The organism is Microcoleus sp. Pol11C3 (assembly GCF_036701485.1).
GTDB lineage: Bacteria > Cyanobacteriota > Cyanobacteriia > Cyanobacteriales > Microcoleaceae > Microcoleus.
On record NZ_JAUBQW010000028.1, the window covers coordinates 15,331 to 36,226 of the forward strand.

Here is a 20,896-nt window from a genome sequence, read left to right on the forward strand (position 1 = left end):
CACAAAAAAGTTAAATTCCAGAAAGTAAAATTAATTACAGTCGAGTTAAGCTAAAAGTGTTTGCTAAAAAAAGTCATTCCAGCAACCCAGAAACCAACTATTCTCAGTTGATCGACACCGACGGCGAGTTCGCTGCAGCAAAACTTTCGTGCAGCCAACAAGTCGAACAAGATTGGTATGGAACTCTCTACGAGAATTTTCCGGGCATTTACTTCGTTCTAGACGCTTTGGGAAGAGTTTTTTCGCTCAATCAATTCGGCGCATCTCGCCTCGCCTACAAATCGCAGGAATTAATTTGTCATTCAATTTTTAACATATTTTACTGCCAAGAGCAAGGCAAAATGCAGGCAGAATTTGCCGGATTGGCCCAGCCGGAAAACGGTACGCCAACTCCCAAAATTGCTTTTTGGGAAGGCTGCTTGACTTGCAAAGACGGCAGGATTATTAGGGTAAAAGCAACCGCGCGCCCAATGCCGGCGGTAGATTGGAAAATAGAGGAAAATACCAATGGTGGCTCAATGGCGAATTTCCAACGGCCGGCTGTACTGTTAGTTTGCGAAGAAATTAAGGCTGCTTCGCAGTCACCCACGTCGCCCAACCAGAGAGGAAATTGGCGCAGTCCAACTTTAGCGATCGCAACATTAGCCAAAAGTCAACTTAAAGAACGCCACAATATAGAAGAATTCATCCGCGAAGTAACAGAAACCGCTGTCAGTATTGTCAACTGCGATCGAGCCAGTATTTGGCTGTATGGCGAAGACAAAACCCAGCTTCACTGCATCGACCTTTACGAAGAAAATACTAAACTCCATTCCGTACAAATAATCATCACAGCAGCCGACTGTCCGGCATATTTTCAAGCTTTAAAATCTGCAAGTGTGATCGCTACTGTGGCAGCAGAAAATGACCCCCGAACGCGAGAACTTGTCGGTCTTTATTTGCTCGGTCAGGGCACGACTTCCTTGTTAAACGTACCGATTGTACTCGCAGGTCAAAGGTTGGGAATAGTCAGCGCCGAACGCCAGGGTTCCCACGGTGATTGGACGGAAGAAGAACACGAATTCACCCAAATATTAGCAGATTTTGTATCCTCAAGTTTGTCAGCTAGCGAAAAGTTAAAATTAGAAGCAATGCGGCACGAACAGCAGCAAAACTTGCTGACCCAATACTACGATCAACTAGAAGAAAGAGTAGAAAGACGCACTGCTGAACTCAAAAAAGCCAACCAAAAACTGCAAAAAGAAATAATTAAAAGAAAACAAGCAGAAGCCGAACTACGCCTGCAGCAACAAGAACAGCAAATTATTTTTGATTCCGTGCCGGCGATGATTTGGCTCAAAGATACCGAAAGTCGCCTACTGCGAATTAATCAAGCCGCCGCTGCATCGAGAGGTTTGCCCGCAGCTCAATTAGAAGGTAAATCTTTTTATGAAATCTATCCAGACGAAGCAGAGCAATATTATTTAGAAGATTTGGAAGTAATCAATTCTGGCATTCCCAAGCAGGGCAAAGTCGAACTGTTACCAACAGTTTCTGGTCAAAAATGCTGGGTGCGGACAGATAAAATACCTTACCGCGATGAAACAGGTAAAGTCGCTGGTGTAATCGTGTTTGCAGTAGATATTACTGATTTAATTAGAGTCGAAAAAGAACTGCGAGAATATCGCGATCTCCTCGCACAAAAAGTCGATAAACGTACTGCTATGTACAGGCAAGCCATGACAGCTTTGTACTCTGCCAATACGCAATTGCAACAGCTAATTAACAACAGTTATTCCTCTGGCGAAAATGGCAGCAGCCACTCAGCAGCGCGCTTGCTCGAATGCGAAGCTTATTTTGAAGCAGTTGCCGTGGCTGACCGCGACACAATTTTGAGCGTCAGCAGTAATTTTGCCCAACTTTTCGGTTACGAACCTGGGGAAATGGCGGGAATGAGCTTGCTGGAACTACTATCGCCGAAATCATACAAACAGGGGCCACAAATGATTTCTGCTGCCAGCAATACAGTCTGTGAAACTATTTTTCTCAAGCGAGATGGAACTGCTTTTCCCGCTGACGTTCGCAGCAAATTCGTATTGTGGGAAGGTCGTTTAGTACAGGTGAAAGCAGTCCGAGACCTCACGGAACGCAAATTGACCGCAGCAGAATTAGAGCGATCGCGGTCTTTGCTGCACGCTACCTTAGAAGCAACGGCTGACGGCATTCTCGCCGTTACTACCGCCGGAGAAATGATTAGTTATAACGAAAAGTTAGTTCAAATGTGGGGCATTTATGACGAAGTTAGAAACTCAATGGATAGAACGGTGCGGCTGGCATTTCTCACTAAACAAGTTAAAGATCCGAGAGCTTTTTTGCAGAGAGTTAAAGAATTTTATAGCGATGCGGAGTCGGAAGGTTGCGATATTCTAGAATTTAAAGACGGCCGCACTTTTGAGCGCTACACGCAGCCGATTCGAGTCGGACAAAATATTATTGGCAGGGTGTGGCGCTTCCGCGATATTACCTCTCGCGAAAAGGTGACGGCAATGTTGGGAGATTCTCAAAGACGCTTTCGGGCAATTTTTGATTCTTCTTTCCAATTTGTGAGCTTATTGAAACCGGACGGCACTCTGCTGGAAGCTAACCAAACTTCTCTGGATTTTGCGGGAATTAAGCTACGGGATGTGGCTAATAAACCGTTTTGGTTATTGCCTTGGTGGGGAGATTCTGAGGAAGTTCAGGAACAGTTGCAAGAGGCGATTTCTCGATCGGCACAAGGTGAATTTGTCCGCTATGAAGTGGAAGTTCAAGGTGTAAATCGGACGGCAACTGTTGATTTTTCTCTCAAACCGGTCGCGGATGAAACGGGCAAAATAGTATTGTTGCTGCCGGAAGGTCGGGACATTACTCAAAGTAAGCAAGCCCAAGTCGCGCTGCGGCAACAAATAGAACGGGAACGCTTGATCGCACAGATTCAATCGCGCATTCGTTCTTCTCTGGATCTACAAGATATTCTCAACACTACAGTAGCGGAAGTGCGGGAGTTTTTGGCAACCGATCGCGTGCTGGTTTTCCGCTTCCGACCCGATTGGAACGGAAATGTGGTGGTGGAGTCGGTTGGAGAAGGATGGATGCCACTGAAGGGGATGGCAATTGATGATTGCTGTTTTGCCACTACTTACATCGGACAGTATTTAAAGGGTCGCATTCGCGCCATAGAGGATATTCATGCTTCTAATTTGAGCGAGTGTCACCTTAAATTTTTGGAGACTTGTCAGGTGAAGGCAAATTTGGTGGTGCCGATTGTCCAGCAGGGAATAGAACCGAGGGAAGGTAACGGTTCTTGTCAAGTGCCGAAGTTGTGGGGTTTGCTGATTGCCCACCACTGTTCGGCACCCCGCCAGTGGCAGCAGTTTGATGTGGATTTGCTGAGTCAGTTGGGTACTCAAGTTGCGATCGCGATCGAACAATCTCTACTTTACCAGCAGCTAGCTGCTGCCAACCAGCGGTTGGACGGGTTGGCGAATTTAGACAGTCTGACTCAACTAGCTAACCGCCGCCGTTTTGACGAGGTGATCAACCGAGAATGGGAGCAGTCGAGCTCTTCGGAACCGCTATCTTTGATTATGTGTGACATTGACTGTTTTAAACTTTACAACGACAATTACGGCCATCAAGCCGGGGATGCTTGTTTGCAGCAAGTGGCGCGGATGATCGGGGATGCTTGCACGAACGCACCCGCAGAACGCCTCTATTTGGCTGCTAGGTACGGCGGCGAGGAATTTGGGGTAATTTTGCCAAATACGGATATCGTCGCTGCACAGGCTGTTGCTGAGGGAATCCGCAGCCGCGTCAAAGCCTTGGCAATTCCCCACATCAAGTCTGTTGTCAGTGATTGTGTGACTCTCAGCTTGGGAGTTGCGGCCGTTTCGCCAAGTCAAAATTCCCCGAAAATGTTGATTGAAGCGGCGGATAAGGCACTTTATCGAGCTAAGTCGGGCGGGCGCGATCGAGTGGCGAGCGCGATTAGTGAGTAGTCAGGTTATTTTAGATTTTAGATTTTATATTGGGGAATTACTGATGAAGCTGCTGGTTTGGAGCTGGTCTACAGTTGCATTCTTTTTTGAAACTGGTATTACTAAAAAAGCGATCGCCCTAACTGGCATAAAGTTAGTGCGATCGCGACACTATGAATCAGCTATTTATCTATCAGACTCGGCGCGGAATTTTTACGCATTTCCACGAAGATTGTTACAACACTTCACAGAAAGATGGGAAGAGTGAGAGATGCGGAAATTTTTCCTTCTCATTACTAATGACTACTGACTGCTGACTACTGACTAACCTGTTTAGCTAACAGTTTTTGAAACACCTCATACATATCCTCAGCCAACTTTTTAGGATTCCACAAAGGTGCAAGATGTTCTGGCTGCTTAGATTTTACTAAATGCTCTTTCACCGCATTTCTGAAACCAGCATCGCGGCCAAACTTAACTCCCCACTGCGTGTATTCCTCCCAACTCCACGCCGCACCAACATCAAGATTTGCACTTTTCAGAAAAGCGTAACCCATCCGCGAAAGATATTGGTCGCCGGATCGAGTTACCACTGGCAAATTCGCCCACAAAGCCTCTAAATTGTGAGTCCCCCCGTTGTAAGGATAGGAATCTAAAAGCACGTCGGCTACATAATAAATAGCCCGATGTTCTTCCTCACTCCTGGTTTGCCCTATAAACTTAATCCGACCAAAATCTACTCCCTGAATTTGGCATTCTTCGCGGTAAGTGCTGTGAATAACATCGGGGTCGCCTTGACCTTTGCGGATTAACACACTATCTGGTACTTCCTTCAGAATTGTAACTTGAGCTCGTACCATTTCTGGATTCGTTTTTCGACCCGGAGAAACGCACAGATAAGTCATTTGATCTAAGCCAATTCCCAGAGCATTTCTAATGGCATCTCGATTGACAGGAATGCTTTGCAGTGCGCCAATTGCTACCGAACAGTTAGGCAATCTTACTAACTGTTCTAAGTAATTTTTTTCAACACCAGGGGGGTGAGTGTGTTCGTCGCACAGAAAGTAGTGATTATCTGAAATGTAGGGTGCGTCAAATCCTAACCAAGAAACACAAATCCCCGCAGGATATTGATACAGCACTTCGACATTTGTTGGCACTGTCATCGAGTCTAAGTCTATCAAAACATCCAAGTTGTCTTGCGCTACTTCGGCGAAGATTTCACCGCCGTCAGCAAAGCCGTTTGGATATTTTTTAGGCCAGTAAAACTTGCCCGCCATGTCTTCAAACCGCTGCGTAACCTCATCTCGGTGGAGTTTCCCGGTGACGTAAAGGTGAACGTGGGGGGTGATGTGGCTTAATTCGCGAATTAAAGCTTCGCTGCACCAGCCTACTGAGTGGCGGCGAAAGTGTTTGGAAAGGAAGCCGATTTTCAAGGGACGCTGTTCTTTGGTTTGGTAATTTGCTAGGTTGCTTCGGTTAAATTGCTGGCGTTGCGGGACAGCTTTTTGGTAGTATTCTTTGGCAATTAGTCTGTAGAAACTGGCATTTTTTTCCCGGTTGTCTCGCAGGTGAGAAACTGCAAATAGGAAGATTTCGTAGAGAAGTTTTAGTTCGATTACGCTAAAGGTTTCGACCTTTTCGTAGCATAGTTTTTCGATTTCTTCGAGTTTCTGAATGGCCTGTTTGCTGACACCTGATTGCAGGTAGGAAAAGACGTAGGCTGTAGCTGACATGACAGGGGCATTTTCGCCGCAGTTTTCGCAGTATTTGTCGGCTACGCTACGGGCTCCGGCGAGGTTGGTGGAATGGCTTAGCAAGTCGCACAATTGTTGGTAGGCTTCGCTATATTTGGGGTTGCATTGAATCGCTTTTTCAAAATTGGCGATCGCCTCCAACGGCTTATCTTGTTTCTGAATGTGTCCCATGCGACAGTAAACCTCTGCCCAATCCGGTTTTAATGCCAGGGCTTGCTGATAGCTGGCTAAAGCTTCTTCTAGCCGCCCTTGCATGGAAAAACAACTGCCGAGGTTAGCGTGAACTTCCGGCCAGTTGGGCTTGATTTTCAGAGTGTTTTGATAATTAGTAATTGCTTCATCGTACTTGTTTTGCTGCAAAAAAGAATTGGCTATATTGAAGTGCAAAACTTCTAATTGTGGCTTTAAAGCTACAGCTTTCTGATAGTACGCGATGGCGGCGTCGAGATTGCCTTGTTGCGATCGCGCGCTGCCGATGTTACCGTAAGCTTCGGCCCAATCCGGTTTAATGGCGATCGCTTTTTCGTAACTTTCGATGGCTTCCTCGCGCTTTCCTTCGCTGAAAAGTCGATTACCTAAGTTAAAGTGGAAGTCTGCACCGACTAGCTGCGGGTTGAGTTCGGATGTTCTTTTAAAACAGGCGATCGCTGCTTCGATGTTGCCGTGTTTGTGATATACTTTCCCTAAATTCCAGTGAGCGCCCGCTAAATCGGGACTTAGGGCGATGGCTTGCTGGTAATGGGCGATCGCTTCTTCCAAACGCCCCATTTTGAAATACATACTGCCGATATTGGCGCGCACTTCCGCAAAGTTTGGCCGCAATTCTAGGGCTTGAGAATATGAACGAATCGCAGCTTCAGTTTTGCCTACGGCTTGCAAAGCATTGCCTAAAGTGACGTAAGCGTGAATGAAATCTGGTCGGATTTTTATCGCTTGCTGACAAGCTGCGATCGCCTCTTTAATTTTACCTTGAACTAAAAAGTTTTCGGCGAGGTTTTTGTACGGTTCTACTTCTTGAAAATTGACAACTTGTCCGCTATCTGGAACATTGAGCGAGGTAACTTGTTCAGAAACTTCGGCCGGGTTTGTAAACGGAGTATTTAAAGTCTCAGTGGTTGGCGCGGGTGGCAAATTGATGCTCGAAGGCTGCAAGCCGTAGCCTTCATCTTTGTTGACAGATACTGGTTGCTGTGCCCCTGATTCTGTTTCTAATTCGATAAATTTGCTGTCCGTAGTTTCCCGCTGTTTTTGTGAGATCAAACTCGATAGTTTCTCAGCAGCGCTGGCATCTCCCGGTTGCAGTTGCAGCACTTTTTGATAGCAAGCAATTGCTGCATCTAACTTTCCTTGCTGGTGCAAAACGCTGCCCAGCATCAAATTAACCGAGCACAATTGAGGATTTATTTCAAGAGCTTTTTCGTAAGAACTTGCCGCCTGTTCCAATTGCCCTAACTTGTAATACATACTGCCCAAATTAGCGCAGGCTTCAGCAAATTCCGGCTGGATTTTCAGTGCTTGCAAGTAAGCTTGAATTGCCATTTCCAGCTTGTCTTGAGCCTGTAGAGCATTCCCCATTGTCAAGTAAGCAGGAGCAAAATTCGCTTGTAATTTAATGGCGAGATTGCAAGAGGCGATCGCCTTTTCAAATTCTCCTTGCAAAACATAAATCTCCGCCAACTTTTTATGGACTTCGGCATCTCCTGGATTCAACTCTAAAGCTTTCTGATAGTTCTCGATGGCGCCACCGAGATTACCTTGATCTTTCAGCCAATTTCCCTTTTTAAAATAATCTCTCACTGCCTCTAAACCTACTAAAGAATTCCCGATCATTTGCTCTGCCACTCTTACAGGTTTTACACTAATAATATTCAACCATTCTACCCACTCTCGGGATCGCACCGACCAAGTACACCCTCGATTTATATATTCTACCTGCTGTCTCAGATGATTTTCAGCAGTTGCGCCGCCCGCACCCGTGCTCTCATTTAAAACTCCGACTATCGCTTCTAAAAACCGCCTTGTATATCCCTCCCAATCTGGTTTCCCGGCACGGTTCCAATTAGTTATCGATGCAAAATTTTCCACCCCTGACATTGAAACTAGACGGGCAAATCCAGCAGTTGTTTCCGGCAAAGCTGCCAATTCACTCGTCACAATCCGGCAACCACTCGCCATTGCTTCCATGACAGCAATAGATGAGGTTTCCAAATAGGTATTCGGGTAAGCTAAAACCGCGACTGAACGCAGTTGCCGGACAAGTTCGGGTTGCGGTACGGAACCGAGGTACTCGACGCCTTCTGTTTCCTGACACTGGCGGTAAAGTTGACCGAAAAAAAGCTTGTTATCATTGTCGTCTATTTGGTGTACTTTCATGCTTGAAAATACTTTTAATCTCGTTCCGGGCACAGCTTGACGAATTTCGGGAAAGACTTTTAACAAAATATCGAGTCCGCGAAATGGAGTGCTGGTGTAAGCTAGAATGGGCGGTCGATATTTATGAGAGAGGATAGAAACATTATCGGCGAAAATGTTAGCAAAACAAGGTGCGATCGCATTTCTTAAAACACAACTGCGATTCAATTCTATCCCAAACCGCCGATGAAATTGCTCGCGCTGCCAGTGGCTAACAAATACAAAGGCATCGCAAGCATTGATTTCTCGCTGATTATTGAAATCTTGGAGGAATACAAAGCCCGGTTCGTTATGAATCCACAAAATTAACTTAGTGCGATGCCCCAAAACTGGCTTAATTTCTAGGGCTTTGCCGACTATATTAACTATAACTAAAAAATCGAGCGATCGCAGCAATTCTAAATTAGATTTGTCCCCCACCCTGCGCCTGCAATCAACGCCACGCCATATCCCCGACTCGGAAGTATTGTTGAGCAAAAATACCTCGTTTCCCTGTGCAGCCAACGCCTCGGCTAAGTAACAAATAGCCGACTGAGTGCCGCCCAAAGGTTTGCAGTAAGGAGTTTCAATATTGTAATCCCAAGTGTAGGTATCAAGAAATCCGATTTTCATTAAATGGTATAATCTTAAAACTATTGAGGAGTACCGAAGATGACCACAGAACAAGATCCCGTAAAATTGATGAAACAGCAAGTCGGGTTTGCTGCTGCCGATCGCGTAAAATCTGGTATGATTGTCGGACTCGGCACCGGGTCAACTACAGCTTATACTATTCAAGCATTGGGCGATCGCATAAAATCAGGTGAACTCAAAGATATCAAGGGAGTGCCGACATCTTTTCAATCAGAAGTGTTAGCCAAACAGTACGGAGTACCGCTGACAACACTAGATGAAATCGACAGAATTGATGTTGCTATTGACGGCGCTGACGAAGTAGATCCCCACCTCAACTTAATAAAAGGTGGTGGCGCAGCCCACACCCGCGAAAAAGTAGTCGATTACCTCGCAACTGAGTTTATTGTAGTAGTTGACAGTTCCAAAATGGTTGATAAATTGGGTTCGACTTTTCGCGTGCCCATCGAAGTTATACCGATGGCATTAACACCAGTGATGCGCGCTATTGAAAAATTGGGTGGCAAACCCGAACTCCGCATGGGTGTGAAAAAAGCCGGCCCGGTAATTACGGATCAAGGTAATATGGTAATCGATGTTCAATTTGATAACCTGGACAATCCTGGGGAATTAGAAAAAACTTTGAATAACATTCCCGGCGTGTTAGAAAATGGCTTGTTTGTCAACTGTACAGATTGGGTTTTAGTCGGCGAAATTCAAGACGGAAAACCAGTAGTCCGGGAAATTTCTAAATAGAAAATACCTAGCACTGGTTTAATTTGTAGGGTGCTTTTCGGCGCACCGATTGACTGTGCACCCTACAATATAAACTTGAATGGCATTGATTCCCTCGCTCTTCTAGAAATTATCTGCGTTAATCTGCCTGACATCTGCGGTTGATCGGCTATCAAAGATTTATGCAATAAGTCTAATGACCGATGCACAGTGGACGCCCTACAGTTAGAGGTGTTGATAAGTTCCTATCTCTTTTTTGATGATGCAATATCGCCGATTCGGTCGCACAGAATTATCCATGCCCGTCTTTTCCTGCGGTGGCATGAGATATCAGTATAAATGGCAAGACGTGCCAGCCAATGAAATTCCGCCAGACAATCAACAAAATCTAGAAGCGACGATTAGCTATTCGATTGAATGCGGCATCAATCACATAGAAACTGCTCGCGGTTACGGCACTTCCGAGATGCAATTGGGGTGGATTTTTCCGAATTTTCCCCGCGAAAAGTTGATAGTGCAAACGAAAGTTAGTCCCAAACCCAACTCCCAAGAGTTTCGCGAAGAATTTGAAAAATCCTTAGCTTATTTGCAACTAGAATACGTCGATTTGCTGTCGCTGCACGGCATTAATACGTGGGAATTGCTAGAGGAGTCTATGCGCCCCAGCGGCTGCATGGATGTGGCGAGAAAGTTGCAAGCAGAAGGCAAAGTTCGGTTTATTGGTTTTTCAACCCACGGCCCGACGGATGTGATTGTCAAAACAATTGAAACTAATCAATTTGATTATCTTAACTTGCACTGGTACTACATCAATCAAAGTAATTGGCAGGCTATTGATGCTGCTAAACGTCACGATATGGGCGTTTTTATTATCAGTCCTTCTGACAAAGGCGGTCAACTTTACAGCCCGCCACAAAAATTGGTAGACTTGTGCTATCCGCTGAGTCCGATGGTGTTTAACGATTTGTTTTGTTTGTCGCATCCGCAAGTACATACTTTGAGTTTAGGCGCAGCCAAACCTGAAGATTTTAACGAGCATCTTAAAGCGGTAGAATTATTAGATAGAGCCGATGAAATTTTGCCCCCGATATTAGCAAGGTTGGAAAATGCAGCAATTGATAAATTAGGAGAAGATTGGTTTAAGACTTGGCACGTCGGTTTACCAACTATAGAAAATACTCCTGGAGGTATTAATATTTATGTGATTCTGTGGCTGTGGAATTTGGCGCAGGCTTACGATACGATCGACTATTGCAAGATGCGCTACAACCTTTTAGGTAATGCCAGTCACTGGTTCCCCGGCCAAAAAGCCGATCGCCTCGATGAATTAGACTTGCGCCGCTGTCTAGCCCACAGTCCCCACGCTGCTAAAATTCCCGGTATTCTTCAAGCAGCCGATCGGCTTTTTGGAGGCGAAGCCATCCAGCGCTTGTCCCAAGAATAATCAAAAAAAAACCCGGTTTCGAGACAGAAACCGGATTAGTGAACCGGAGCACGTGAGTTAGTTACGCGCACACAATTAGCCTATACTTGAGAAACTCTCACAACCATCGCCCATCCGTCTCATCCATTCGGGCGAAACCACTTTTGTTCTCAACTCACTCCCATTTTGCTTTAATCTGAGATAAAACAGTTAACAATTCACTTAGGTACTTTTTATGACTATCAAACGCCGAGATTTCTTGTATTTGGTGACTGCCACCGTCGGAGCTATTACCGCAGGTGCTTGCCAAGCGTCAGGAAATAATGTATCACAAGCAAGTCCAGTTGCAGAAAGTCCAAAAATAGCCCAAACCCCCGGGCCTTTTACACTGCCACCTTTGCCTTACGAATACAATGCTTTAGAACCGCACATTGATGCGCGGACAATGCAATTTCACCACGACAAACACCACGCCGCTTACGTTAAAAACCTCAACGATGCTGTCAGTAAATACCCGCAACTCAAAAATATCACTGCGGAAAATATGCTGCGAGATTTGAGCAAAGTGCCAGAAGATATTCGCACAACCGTGCGTAACAATGGCGGCGGACACCTAAATCACAGTATGTTTTGGGAAATTATGAGTCCCAAAGGTGGCGGCGAACCCACAGGGGCAATTGCAACAGCAATTAAGCAAACTTTCGGCAGTGTTGACGATTTTAAAGCAAAATTTAACGATGCCGGCACCAAGCGTTTTGGCAGCGGTTGGGTTTGGCTAGTCCGCAATAAAGCTGGCAAACTTGAGATTACAACTACTGCCAATCAAGACACTCCTTTCATGGAGGGCAACTATCCAATTATGGGTAACGATGTTTGGGAACACGCTTATTATCTCAAATACCAAAATTTGCGCGCAGACTACTTAAAAGCTTGGTGGAATGTTGTTAATTGGGCGGAAATTAACAAGCGCTACGAAAAAGCGAGCGCTTAGTTCAACAAAGTTTGTTGTTGTGATCGATCGCCGACAGCCCAACAACAAACTCTCTTTTAAGTAGGTAGGCGCTGTAAAACGCAATTAAGTAAACGATTGTAAAATATCCTTAGCCTTAAGCGTGGCTGACTTAGCCATGTTTACATACTGTTAGATGATTCAGTTTAATGCCACCTACCTACTTATTTTCTGATTCTGCTGTCAAACTTGGGCTGCCCTCAATGTACAATCCACCATCTACCTTTAACACGCTACCCGTGATGTAGCTAGCTGCATCAGATGCCAGGAAAACTGCTGCTTGGCCTAAATCTTCCGGGAATCCCATCCGACCAAGAGGCATTCGGTTGCTGAACGACTCAAGCAATTCGTCGCTGTACCAGCGTCGCTCACCCGGAGTGTCAGTCCACCCAGGCTCTAGGATGTTGACCCGAATTTTGTGCCACATCAGTTCATTGGCCATAGAAAGAACGAGGTGATGACAGGCTGCTTTGGTGGTGTTGTAGTCAATCGCACCCTTATAGGGAAAATGAGCGTGCGGGGAAGAGATATGGATAATCGAGCCGAGTGCCTTCCTTTCCACCATACGGCGGGCGACTATTTGACATACGTGAAACACACCGTACACCCCTATTTCTAGTGTCCGCTGTAAATCTTCAAATTTAGTTTCCAGCAAGGTGTTTCGGACGCTGGCGATCGCATTTGTCACTAGAATATCAATTGGACCCAGTTCTTGCTCGCACCTATCGACCATCCTTTCCACTTGGTCGCGCTGTGAGACATCTGCTTGAATCGCGATCGCGCGACGCCCGACAGATTGAATCTGGTTGACTATTTCGAGTGCAGATGTTTGAGAATCGCAATAGTTGACACAAACATCGGCACCAGATTTGGCTAATTCAAGGGCGATGCCAGCACCAATTCCTTTCGAGCTACCTGTGACAAGTGCAATCTTATTGACAAGCATAGTTAGTATTAAAAAACGGCTATAGCTAGCGCACGGGACGCTCGAACTGCTGTACAACTTTCCGCAAATAAACGCAGTGCCGCGCCCCCTGACTCGTCGGCGTTGTGAATGCTTCGACTGACTCAACTGTGCCGCCCAAATGCTCGATCGCCCTTTGCAACTCCGTTTCTTCCTCCACCGTCCAATTTCCACGGTAAAGTACAGCTAAACCGCCATTTTTCAGCAGAGGCAGCGCGCATTTAGCGCAGAGAGGAGCGGCTCCCACTGCTCGGAGAACTGCTAAATCGTAAGCTTGTTTGTGCTGTGGTGATCGGGCAATTTCATCGGCTCTGCCCAACAAAGTCGCCGCATTTTCTATCCCTAAAGACGGCACAACTGTTTCCAAAAAAGTAATTTTTTTGCGCGTAGAATCGAGCAACGTAACTGATAAATGCGGCAGGGCGATCGCGATCGGCAGACCCGGAAAACCCGCTCCAGTCCCAATGTCGATCGCTTTGAGCACCGACTCGGCGGACAATTCGGGATTTTCCGCCAAATTGTGATTAGCTGGCAGCAGTCTGGCAATTCCCCGCAGAGAATCCCACAAATGTTTTTCCCAAAACTCCATCGGCTCAGTAATTCGAGTTAAATTCAAGGAGCGATTTCCCTCAACAATTAACTCATAAAGTCGCTGAAATTGTTGCTGCTGCGACTCATCCGGTTGCCAATTCAGCGTTTTTTGCCACAACTCGTTCATCTGGGGCAACACAGGCATTTTAATCTCATTCATCTGATTCTATTTTCACTCTTTTATTCAGTCTGCGGAGGCAGACTTCGTTTGTGTAGACGCGAATTCAATTCGCTATTTTGAAATTATCTGCCTTAATCAGTGTTGATCTGCCTTTCATCTGCGGTCGATCAATCAATCAAAGATTTGTGCAAGAGGTCTTCTAGACAAAACTCGTTTCCTTAGCTTCTAACTTAGCCCGATCGACCTCCTGCAAATCCCCGTGGTCTAAAGTCCAAAATCGATCGGCTACACTCAACAAATCGCTAGCATCGTGAGTTACAATCAACAAAGTCCAGTGACTTTTCAACTTACTCAACAAGCTTACCAACTGCCGCCGCATCGACCAATCCAAACCCGCCGTCGGTTCGTCCAAAAGTAGCAAATGCGGCTGCCGAATTAGCTGCACCGCCAGGGCTACCCTGCGCTGTTGTCCGCCGCTCAAAGCGTGGGGGGAAGCGCGCAGTGGCAAATGTCCTAGCCCCACTTCTGCCATTGCTGAGTTAATTTGTTCTTGTCCCAATTCAGGATGACCCAACCGCAATTCTTCTAAAATTGTGCCACCGCAAAAATGCCTTTCTGGAAACTGAAACACTAACCCTCCTAACTGTTGTAAGTGTTCCGGTGTTAATTCTTGTTCCCGCCAACGGATGTCGCCGCTAGTTTTTTCCGCTAAACCTGCTAATATTTCTAAGAGCGTACTTTTGCCTGAACCGCTGCGACCCACAATCAGCCCCATTTGCTGCGAGGGCAGTTCTAAGTTAATATTTTTCAGAATAGGATTCGGACAGGCGGTAGGATGATATACTAAGTTTTTTAGATAAAGCATTAATGGCAGTTGTTAGTTGGCAGTTGGCAGTTGGCAGTTGGCAGTCAGAAAAATAGTTATTGTTGGATGAGGGAACTCCTGGTTGTCCTATTGATAGTTAAGGCTGTTTCTGGTTGTTGCCCATCGCACACAATTATTTTACATAAATCTTTACAAAAATTTCCTTTTTTTTTCCGCATAGGCGTTTGATTTTTAAGTTTTTTAATGGTATATTTTAATAATGGAAATCTGTACTTTAATATATTAAAAGTCACACTTCCATTATTAAAATATACCTCAACAACCACAAAAAATCAAGCAAATTTCACTCTTTTTTTGGTCGCGGCCCGAAAGTCTGAAAATTTAACTCTCTTGTTTCTAGTTTACAGTATATTACATTGAGAGAATTGACGATGACGAAAACCCCTTTAGCATCGCTAGGCAAGCAAATGTTAAGTTCTAAACAGACAGTGCGGGCGATCGCCTGTGCAGGAGCGATCGCCCTCAGCATCTGCATTAACTCCGCAGTAGCGGGCGATCCCTTTCGCAGCAGCAACCCGCAGGCGATCGGGCCCAACACCGAAACCGCTTTCAAAACAATGTTTCAGCAAGGAAACTACAAACAAGCAAAAACTCAAGTTCAACAAGCACTATCAGCGGAACCAAACGAGCCGCTAGCCTATGCAATGGCAGCCTCCCTCTCATACATCGAGCAGGACTTAAACTCGATGAGTTCCTACGCACAAAAAACCCGCGAAGTCGGCGAAAAATTGACAAAAACTAATCCATTGCGCGGCAATATCTACACAGCAGTAGGTCACTTTCTAGAAGGGGCGAACATTATAGCCAAAGAAGGAACAGCCAAAGGTGCGCCCCAAGCTTTGAGTGAATTGCGAGTAGTATTTCAATACCTAGATGCCGCCGATAAAATAGCGCCTAACGATCCAGAACTCAACCTGCTCAAAGGCTACATGGACTTAATTCTAGCCACAAACCTGCCCTTTTCCAACCCCAACGAAGCAATTCAAAGACTCGAACAAAAAGCCTCTCCCCGCTACTTAGCTTATCGCGGCATGGCAGTAGGCTATCGAGACTTGAAAAAGTACGATCTGGCTTTAGAGTTTGCCAACAAATCCCTAGCAGAAACGCCCAATAATCCAGAAATTTTATATCTAAAAGCACAAATCTTGTTTTCCCAATCCCAGGGGAAAGAGAGCAACAAAACCTTACTTGAGGAAGCCCGAAAAAACTTCGACGCCGCCTTAGCAAAACCCGACCAACTGCCACGCAGTTTAGTAGCCGAAATCTTCTTTCAGCAGTGCAGAACCCGCAACCGTCTCGACAGCCAATCTCGCGACTGCGACCCGATGCGCGATAAAATTAGAGATGCAGATGGGATCTGGGGGCCGGCGGCCTTACCACCACTATAAAAACACCAAAAAACTATGAAAGTAGAGTTTCGCGAGTTTAACCCCTTTGACCTCTGGATTTGGCTGAAGTTCAGCAACGTACCTTCAAACGGTGAAAAACAGTATGTTGAAGAAGTGTTTGACTCTTGGTTTTTCTTGGGAAAACTGGGAGGATTTAATGCGGAAAATTTGCAAGTTCAAGATGAAGGCTTAGATATCAGTCAGATGAATTACGATGTTAATCTAGCCGACCAAAGCATGATGGCTTTGATGCACAATATGGGAGAAATGGAGTATCAAGGTTCTTGGGCTCGCTGCTGGTTTGATTTGGGTACTAGCGATGCGATTGGTCTCGATGTTTTAATTAATGTTTTCCAGCAACTCAGCAAAGAATTCGTAACGATTGAAAAACTCATTATTGGCGGGGAAAATAAAAACTGGCCCATTGAAAATAGTCGCAGTCGAGAGGCTTTTGTTGCTGATAATTAGTCATTAGTCATTACTCATTAGGGGCGGATTCTACTCGTTACTAGGCTCTGCCTGGTAACACAGATCCGGAGGCTCTGCCTCCTATTTGCCTGCTCCGAAAGCGAGGCAGAGCCTCTGGACATTGATTCCTAGGCAGAGCCTAGGAACCAGTTAACTACAGATATTTGCTATAGTTAACAAGATAGATAAACCCGCCTCTACCGCGTTACCTCGATCTACCGTACTTTTGGCAGCGTACTCAACACCTGATAGAGAAGAGAGTTAATAAAACCGAGGGCGATAGCCCCCAGCAAAGCACTCCAAATTCCCCACCGCAAGCGAAATCCATCCACTAGCCAAGCCGCCAATCCAAAGATAGCAGCGTTGATAATAATCATAAACAAGCCAAAAGTTACCAACACAAATGGAAAACCCAAAACCACAAAAAGCGGCCGCACCAAAGCATTCAGCAATCCAAAAACCGCCGCCGAAATCATTGCTTTTCCAAAAGTGTCAATGTCCACCCCGATGGGCAACTTGGAAATAATAAAAAAGCTCACCGAAGTTACCAGCCAAGCAATTGCCAGCGAAACGATATCCATTTGTTCATCTCCTTAAAAAAGCTAAACATTAAATCTGAACAATAGCACATCCCCCTCTTGTACAACATACTCTTTTCCTTCACTGCGAACTAAGCCTTTTTCCTTAGCCGCATTCATCGCGCCCGTAGCAACCAAATCTTCATAACTCACAGTTTCGGCCCGGATGAAACCCCGTTCAAAATCAGAGTGAATCACCCCCGCCGCTTGCGGTGCTAACATTCCCGCGATAATCGTCCAAGCGCGAGTTTCTTTCGGCCCGCTAGTAAAATAAGTCCGCAAACCCAATAATTCGTAAGTAGCGCGAATCAGAGATTTCAAGCCACCTTCTTTCACCCCCAGAGATTCTAGGAAATCCGTTCGTTCTTCCTCGGATAACTCCACCAATTCTGATTCTACTTGCGCCGAAACTATGACAACCTTAGCATTTTCTGCTTCGGCTATTTCCCGTACTTGTTCGACATAGCTATTCCCCGTTGCCAAATCGTCTTCAGACACGTTAGCCGCATAGATAATCGGCTTGTTGGTCAGTAATTCTAAACCTTTAACTAACTCAGCTTCCTCATCAGTGAAACTGTACTGCCGCGCTGGTTTGCCCGCATTCAAAACCACGACTAATTTTTCGAGGACATCGACTTCTGCCTGGGCTTCCTTGTTGTTGCGGGCTTGTTTGCGAGTGCGATCGAGCCTGCGTTCAATTTGAGCTAAATCTGCTAAAATTAATTCGAGATTGATAATGTCAATATCTCGCTGGGGAGCGACAGAACCCGCAACGTGAATAATATCATCATTGTCAAAGCAGCGGACAACGTGGACGATCGCATCTACAGCCCGGATGTGAGACAAAAACTGATTTCCGAGTCCTTCCCCCTGACTCGCCCCCTTCACCAAACCCGCAATATCCACAAATTCCATCCGCGTCGGCACAGTTTGCACGGAATTGGAAATATTGCTCAGCACCTTCAACCGTTCGTCTGGCACTGCCACGATACCCGTATTTGGCTCGATCGTACAGAAAGGAAAATTAGCAGCAGTCGCCTTGGCATTAGCAACCAGAGCATTAAACAAAGTAGATTTGCCAACATTAGGCAGTCCGACAATTCCGGCAGTAAGCATAGCTATTAAGAAACATATCACTGTATCAAAATATCATAAGTATCAGCAATATATCTGACTTGTGTGTTCTAACTTCCCCAGCTAAGCTTGAATAAATATCCAACTTGAGGTAGATGCCTCAATGGTTAACAAGTGGTAAAGCAAACTAACGATCGCTGCGGGGCTGTCGCTGCCCCTGTTAGCGCTGACAGCAGCTAGCGTTTTCGCTCAGATGCTCAACATTTCAGTGGTTAACAACAGCGGCAAGACGATGACAGCCGTCTATATGTCTCCTCCCGATAAAAATACTTGGGGAAAAAACGAGCTAGAGGCCCCCATTGCCGATCGGGAAAAGGCAGATTTTGAGTGGGATCAAGCTGACTACGGCGGCTCGGAGGCGGGCTGTGTTTTCGATGTCAGGGCCGAATACTCTGACCACAAATTCACTAATTTGGCGGCTGTTGACCTTTGTAAAGAGACTGCGCTCAACTTCAATTAATCAATATTTTACGCAAAAACCGAGTTTTTTCAAGTCTGATATTCATCAAAAAGAGTGGGGACTTTGGAGAAACCCGGTTTATTGGATCGACCTCACAAACAATCTTAAATTTCGCGATCGACTAAAACCTAATTTAAATAGGTTCAGGGATTGTCTGAGGAATTGGCCCCGGCACTGTCTGAGGAATTGGAGAGGGTACAGTTTCCGGCACCGGTTCGGGAATGGGCTGCGGAATTGGCGCAGGTACCGGCTCCGGTACTAGCCCCGGAATGGGTTCGGGAACGGGGCCTGGCACTGGTGGCGATGCAGGTATAGTCGGCAGCCCCGGTTCGGTACTGGGAATCTGCGGGCCTGGAAACGGACTAGGGTTGGGAAAAATCATCTTAGTGTTTTACTCGCTAATAGAGATGTTTCAAAAACATTTGGTCGCCACTCCTAGCTATACTTTACCACAAAAATAACTGAGTTGTGGCCTTGTTTTATATCATAATTATAAACGCAATCTTACGGCGAACACATCTATCTAAATAGCTATAATTAACTATTACGTCCGCCTAAAATTATGCCTTTGGCACTAAACTAAGTAGGTAGTTACAAATAAACATTACATGGGGAGGGCGCGTGAGTAAAGCAATAAACGGCCTGAGAGTAAAGATACTGGTTCAACCCGCCGCTACAAGATATTATGGTTTTTTAATACGGCTCTACTTAGATATCAAATACAGCAATCAAGATTAATCGTGTCACCAGCAAACTCTCAAACAAAAACTCCCCTATTAGATGCTTTGCGCGATCGCACAAATCATCCGCACGCCCCATTCTACGCCCCCGGACATAAACGCGGACAAGGAATCTCAGGGCCGCTAGTTGACTTATTCGGTGCGGCAGTATTTAGATCGGATTTGCCGGAATTGCCGGAATTAGATAATCTCTTTAACCCAGAAGGTGCAATTGCTGAAGCTGAACACTTAGCCGCCGAAGCTTTTGGAGCAAAATCAACTCGGTTTTTGGCAAACGGTTCGACTTGCGGAATTATCGCCGCCATCTTAGCAACTTGCGGCCCCGGCGATAAAATTATCCTACCTCGAAATATCCACTCCTCGGCAATTTCTGGTTTAATTTTATCCGGTGCAATTCCGATTTTTGTCAATCCAGAGTACAACCCGGATTGGGATATTGCCAACAGCATCACCCCAGAAGCCACAGCCGCAGCATTAGAACAACATCCCGACGCTAAAGCAGTAATGATGGTTTACCCAACCTATCACGGCGTCTGCGGAGATTTGCGGGCGATCGCCCAAATTACTCATCAATACAACATACCGTTATTAGTAGACGAAGCCCACGGCGCGCACTTTAACTTTCATCCAAACTTGCCAGAATCGGCACTATCAGCCGGCGCCGATTTAACCGTACAATCAATCCACAAAACCCTCGGTGCAATGACACAAGCATCGATGCTGCACGTCAAGGGCGATCGCATAGATATCCAAAAATTAAATAGAGCATTGCAGCTAGTACAATCTACCAGTCCCAGCTACTTATTATTAGCATCCCTAGACGCAGCCCGCCAACAAATCGCACTCCACGGCGAACAGTTAATGACCAAAACTTTACAGCTAGCAGAAAAAGCGCGATCGCGCATCAGTCAAATTCCAGGCTTATCAGTTTTAGAACCCTTAAATACACCGGGTTTTGCAGCATTAGATCGAACCAGGCTAACCGTAAAAGTATCAGATTTAGGAATCACAGGATTTGCCGCCGATGATATTCTGCACTCTCAACTCGGAGTCACCGCAGAATTACCAATGCCGCAACATCTAACATTTATTATCAGCTTGGGAAATACAGAATCCGATATTGACAATCTAGTTAAAGCTTGTACTCTTTTAAAAGTCACATCTGACACAATTGTCAATAAGTCTTTGATGGGCGGGCAAGATGCCCACCCCACAATTAAATTCACTCTTTGTGGCACAGGCATCTTGCCTGTTCTTGAAAATCGTGCAACATCTCACTTAGATGGAAGAAGTCAGAAAGAAGACGAGATTTTCTCCTTCCCCCGATTTTCCCCTCCCCCACTCTCCCCCCGCGAGGCCTTCTTTTCCTCAACCGCAACAGTAGCAGCAGACAAAGCATTCGATCGCCTGTGCGCCGAACTCATCTGTCCCTATCCCCCAGGAATACCCGTTTTGATGCCCGGTGAAATCATTACCCCAGAAGCCGTTGACTACCTGCAACAAATCCTTGCCGCCGGCGGAAAAATCACAGGTTGTAGCGATAGAAACCTCCAAACTCTCAAGGTTGTGCGAAAGTAAAGATTAAGGCTGGGGGAAATAGGGAGAATTTCTACTTCTTCCGCG

At 45.8% G+C, this 20,896-nt stretch carries 16 protein-coding genes; 9 read left to right on the plus strand and 7 right to left on the minus strand.

Going from position 1 to position 20,896, the window contains the following annotated elements:
- Positions 1-56: 56 nt before the first annotated feature.
- Both QUA40_RS09400 and QUA40_RS09405 read left to right on the plus strand, forming a co-directional pair.
- Positions 57-4,016, plus strand: coding sequence for a PAS domain S-box protein (locus QUA40_RS09400; protein WP_333124408.1), 3,960 nt, complete (start codon positions 57-59; stop codon positions 4,014-4,016).
- Complete coding sequence (locus QUA40_RS09405; protein ID WP_333124411.1) at positions 4,009-4,263, plus strand: hypothetical protein; 255 nt, start codon at positions 4,009-4,011, stop codon at positions 4,261-4,263. Before QUA40_RS09400 ends, QUA40_RS09405 begins: the two co-directional genes overlap by 8 nt.
- Before the next feature lie 49 nt (positions 4,264-4,312).
- On the opposite strand, the gene QUA40_RS09410 is transcribed toward QUA40_RS09405, so the two are convergent.
- Positions 4,313-8,776, minus strand: a complete 4,464-nt coding sequence (locus tag QUA40_RS09410; RefSeq protein ID WP_333124413.1) for a tetratricopeptide repeat protein — start codon at positions 8,774-8,776, stop codon at positions 4,313-4,315.
- 39 nt (positions 8,777-8,815) lie between these two features.
- Between QUA40_RS09410 and rpiA the strand changes: the two genes are divergently transcribed.
- The 3 genes from rpiA to QUA40_RS09425 all read left to right on the plus strand — a co-directional run bounded on the left by rpiA (position 8,816) and on the right by QUA40_RS09425 (position 11,925).
- Entirely contained in the window at positions 8,816-9,532 is a 717-nt protein-coding gene (gene rpiA, locus QUA40_RS09415) for a ribose-5-phosphate isomerase RpiA (RefSeq protein WP_333124415.1), read from the plus strand.
- Positions 9,533-9,770: 238 nt separating this feature from the next.
- Positions 9,771-10,955, plus strand: coding sequence for an aldo/keto reductase (locus QUA40_RS09420; protein WP_333124417.1), 1,185 nt, complete (start codon positions 9,771-9,773; stop codon positions 10,953-10,955).
- A gap of 214 nt (positions 10,956-11,169) precedes the next feature.
- Entirely contained in the window at positions 11,170-11,925 is a 756-nt protein-coding gene (locus tag QUA40_RS09425) for a Fe-Mn family superoxide dismutase (RefSeq protein ID WP_333124420.1), read from the plus strand.
- Positions 11,926-12,103: 178 nt separating this feature from the next.
- On the opposite strand, the gene QUA40_RS09430 is transcribed toward QUA40_RS09425, so the two are convergent.
- The 3 genes from QUA40_RS09430 to QUA40_RS09440 all read right to left on the minus strand — a co-directional run bounded on the left by QUA40_RS09430 (position 12,104) and on the right by QUA40_RS09440 (position 14,484).
- The gene (locus QUA40_RS09430; protein ID WP_333124425.1) at positions 12,104-12,889 is read right to left on the minus strand and encodes an SDR family oxidoreductase; all 786 of its coding nucleotides are present in this window, start codon (positions 12,887-12,889) and stop codon (positions 12,104-12,106) included.
- 25 nt (positions 12,890-12,914) lie between these two features.
- On the minus strand, positions 12,915-13,658 hold the full coding sequence (gene rsmG, locus QUA40_RS09435) for a 16S rRNA (guanine(527)-N(7))-methyltransferase RsmG (RefSeq protein ID WP_333124427.1): 744 nt from the start codon (positions 13,656-13,658) through the stop codon (positions 12,915-12,917).
- A gap of 160 nt (positions 13,659-13,818) precedes the next feature.
- Positions 13,819-14,484 (minus strand): energy-coupling factor ABC transporter ATP-binding protein, encoded by a 666-nt coding sequence (locus QUA40_RS09440; RefSeq protein ID WP_333124430.1) that lies wholly within the window; start codon positions 14,482-14,484, stop codon positions 13,819-13,821.
- Positions 14,485-14,876: 392 nt separating this feature from the next.
- On the opposite strand from QUA40_RS09440, the gene QUA40_RS09445 reads away from it, so the two are divergent.
- Complete coding sequence (locus QUA40_RS09445; protein WP_333124433.1) at positions 14,877-15,893, plus strand: Sll0314/Alr1548 family TPR repeat-containing protein; 1,017 nt, start codon at positions 14,877-14,879, stop codon at positions 15,891-15,893.
- A 15-nt stretch (positions 15,894-15,908) separates the two neighbouring features.
- Positions 15,909-16,361, plus strand: a complete 453-nt coding sequence (locus tag QUA40_RS09450; RefSeq protein WP_333124435.1) for a DUF3531 family protein — start codon at positions 15,909-15,911, stop codon at positions 16,359-16,361.
- A gap of 215 nt (positions 16,362-16,576) precedes the next feature.
- Here the strand turns inward: QUA40_RS09450 and QUA40_RS09455 are convergent, their stop codons facing one another.
- Together QUA40_RS09455 and ychF are read right to left on the minus strand one after the other, a co-directional pair.
- Positions 16,577-16,942 (minus strand): phage holin family protein, encoded by a 366-nt coding sequence (locus tag QUA40_RS09455; protein WP_333124438.1) that lies wholly within the window; start codon positions 16,940-16,942, stop codon positions 16,577-16,579.
- Positions 16,943-16,963: 21 nt separating this feature from the next.
- Entirely contained in the window at positions 16,964-18,055 is a 1,092-nt protein-coding gene (gene ychF, locus QUA40_RS09460) for a redox-regulated ATPase YchF (protein ID WP_333124441.1), read from the minus strand.
- A 211-nt stretch (positions 18,056-18,266) separates the two neighbouring features.
- On the opposite strand from ychF, the gene QUA40_RS09465 reads away from it, so the two are divergent.
- Positions 18,267-18,533, plus strand: coding sequence for a hypothetical protein (locus QUA40_RS09465; RefSeq protein WP_333124443.1), 267 nt, complete (start codon positions 18,267-18,269; stop codon positions 18,531-18,533).
- 133 nt (positions 18,534-18,666) lie between these two features.
- Here the strand turns inward: QUA40_RS09465 and QUA40_RS09470 are convergent, their stop codons facing one another.
- Entirely contained in the window at positions 18,667-18,915 is a 249-nt protein-coding gene (locus QUA40_RS09470) for a gamma-aminobutyric acid A receptor, epsilon-like protein (RefSeq protein ID WP_333124446.1), read from the minus strand.
- A gap of 358 nt (positions 18,916-19,273) precedes the next feature.
- Between QUA40_RS09470 and QUA40_RS09475 the strand changes: the two genes are divergently transcribed.
- On the plus strand, positions 19,274-20,851 hold the full coding sequence (locus tag QUA40_RS09475; protein ID WP_333124449.1) for an aminotransferase class I/II-fold pyridoxal phosphate-dependent enzyme: 1,578 nt from the start codon (positions 19,274-19,276) through the stop codon (positions 20,849-20,851).
- The last annotated feature ends 45 nt before the right edge of the window (positions 20,852-20,896 follow it).

What these genes read in the sequence shown, in the direction of transcription:
- QUA40_RS09440 (WP_333124430.1), bottom strand. Translation starts at nt 14,484, where the DNA reads ATGCTTTATCTAAAAAACTTAGTATATCATCCTACCGCCTGTCCGAAT.
- QUA40_RS09465 (WP_333124443.1), top strand. Translation starts at nt 18,267, where the DNA reads ATGCTCAACATTTCAGTGGTTAACAACAGCGGCAAGACGATGACAGCC.
- rpiA (WP_333124415.1), top strand. Translation starts at nt 8,816, where the DNA reads ATGACCACAGAACAAGATCCCGTAAAATTGATGAAACAGCAAGTCGGG.
- QUA40_RS09430 (WP_333124425.1), bottom strand. Translation starts at nt 12,889, where the DNA reads ATGCTTGTCAATAAGATTGCACTTGTCACAGGTAGCTCGAAAGGAATT.
- QUA40_RS09450 (WP_333124435.1), top strand. Translation starts at nt 15,909, where the DNA reads ATGAAAGTAGAGTTTCGCGAGTTTAACCCCTTTGACCTCTGGATTTGG.
- QUA40_RS09410 (WP_333124413.1), bottom strand. Translation starts at nt 8,776, where the DNA reads ATGAAAATCGGATTTCTTGATACCTACACTTGGGATTACAATATTGAA.
- QUA40_RS09420 (WP_333124417.1), top strand. Translation starts at nt 9,771, where the DNA reads ATGATGCAATATCGCCGATTCGGTCGCACAGAATTATCCATGCCCGTC.
- QUA40_RS09425 (WP_333124420.1), top strand. Translation starts at nt 11,170, where the DNA reads ATGACTATCAAACGCCGAGATTTCTTGTATTTGGTGACTGCCACCGTC.
- ychF (WP_333124441.1), bottom strand. Translation starts at nt 18,055, where the DNA reads ATGCTTACTGCCGGAATTGTCGGACTGCCTAATGTTGGCAAATCTACT.
- QUA40_RS09470 (WP_333124446.1), bottom strand. Translation starts at nt 18,915, where the DNA reads ATGATTTTTCCCAACCCTAGTCCGTTTCCAGGCCCGCAGATTCCCAGT.
- QUA40_RS09455 (WP_333124438.1), bottom strand. Translation starts at nt 16,942, where the DNA reads ATGGATATCGTTTCGCTGGCAATTGCTTGGCTGGTAACTTCGGTGAGC.
- QUA40_RS09445 (WP_333124433.1), top strand. Translation starts at nt 14,877, where the DNA reads ATGACGAAAACCCCTTTAGCATCGCTAGGCAAGCAAATGTTAAGTTCT.
- rsmG (WP_333124427.1), bottom strand. Translation starts at nt 13,658, where the DNA reads ATGAATGAGATTAAAATGCCTGTGTTGCCCCAGATGAACGAGTTGTGG.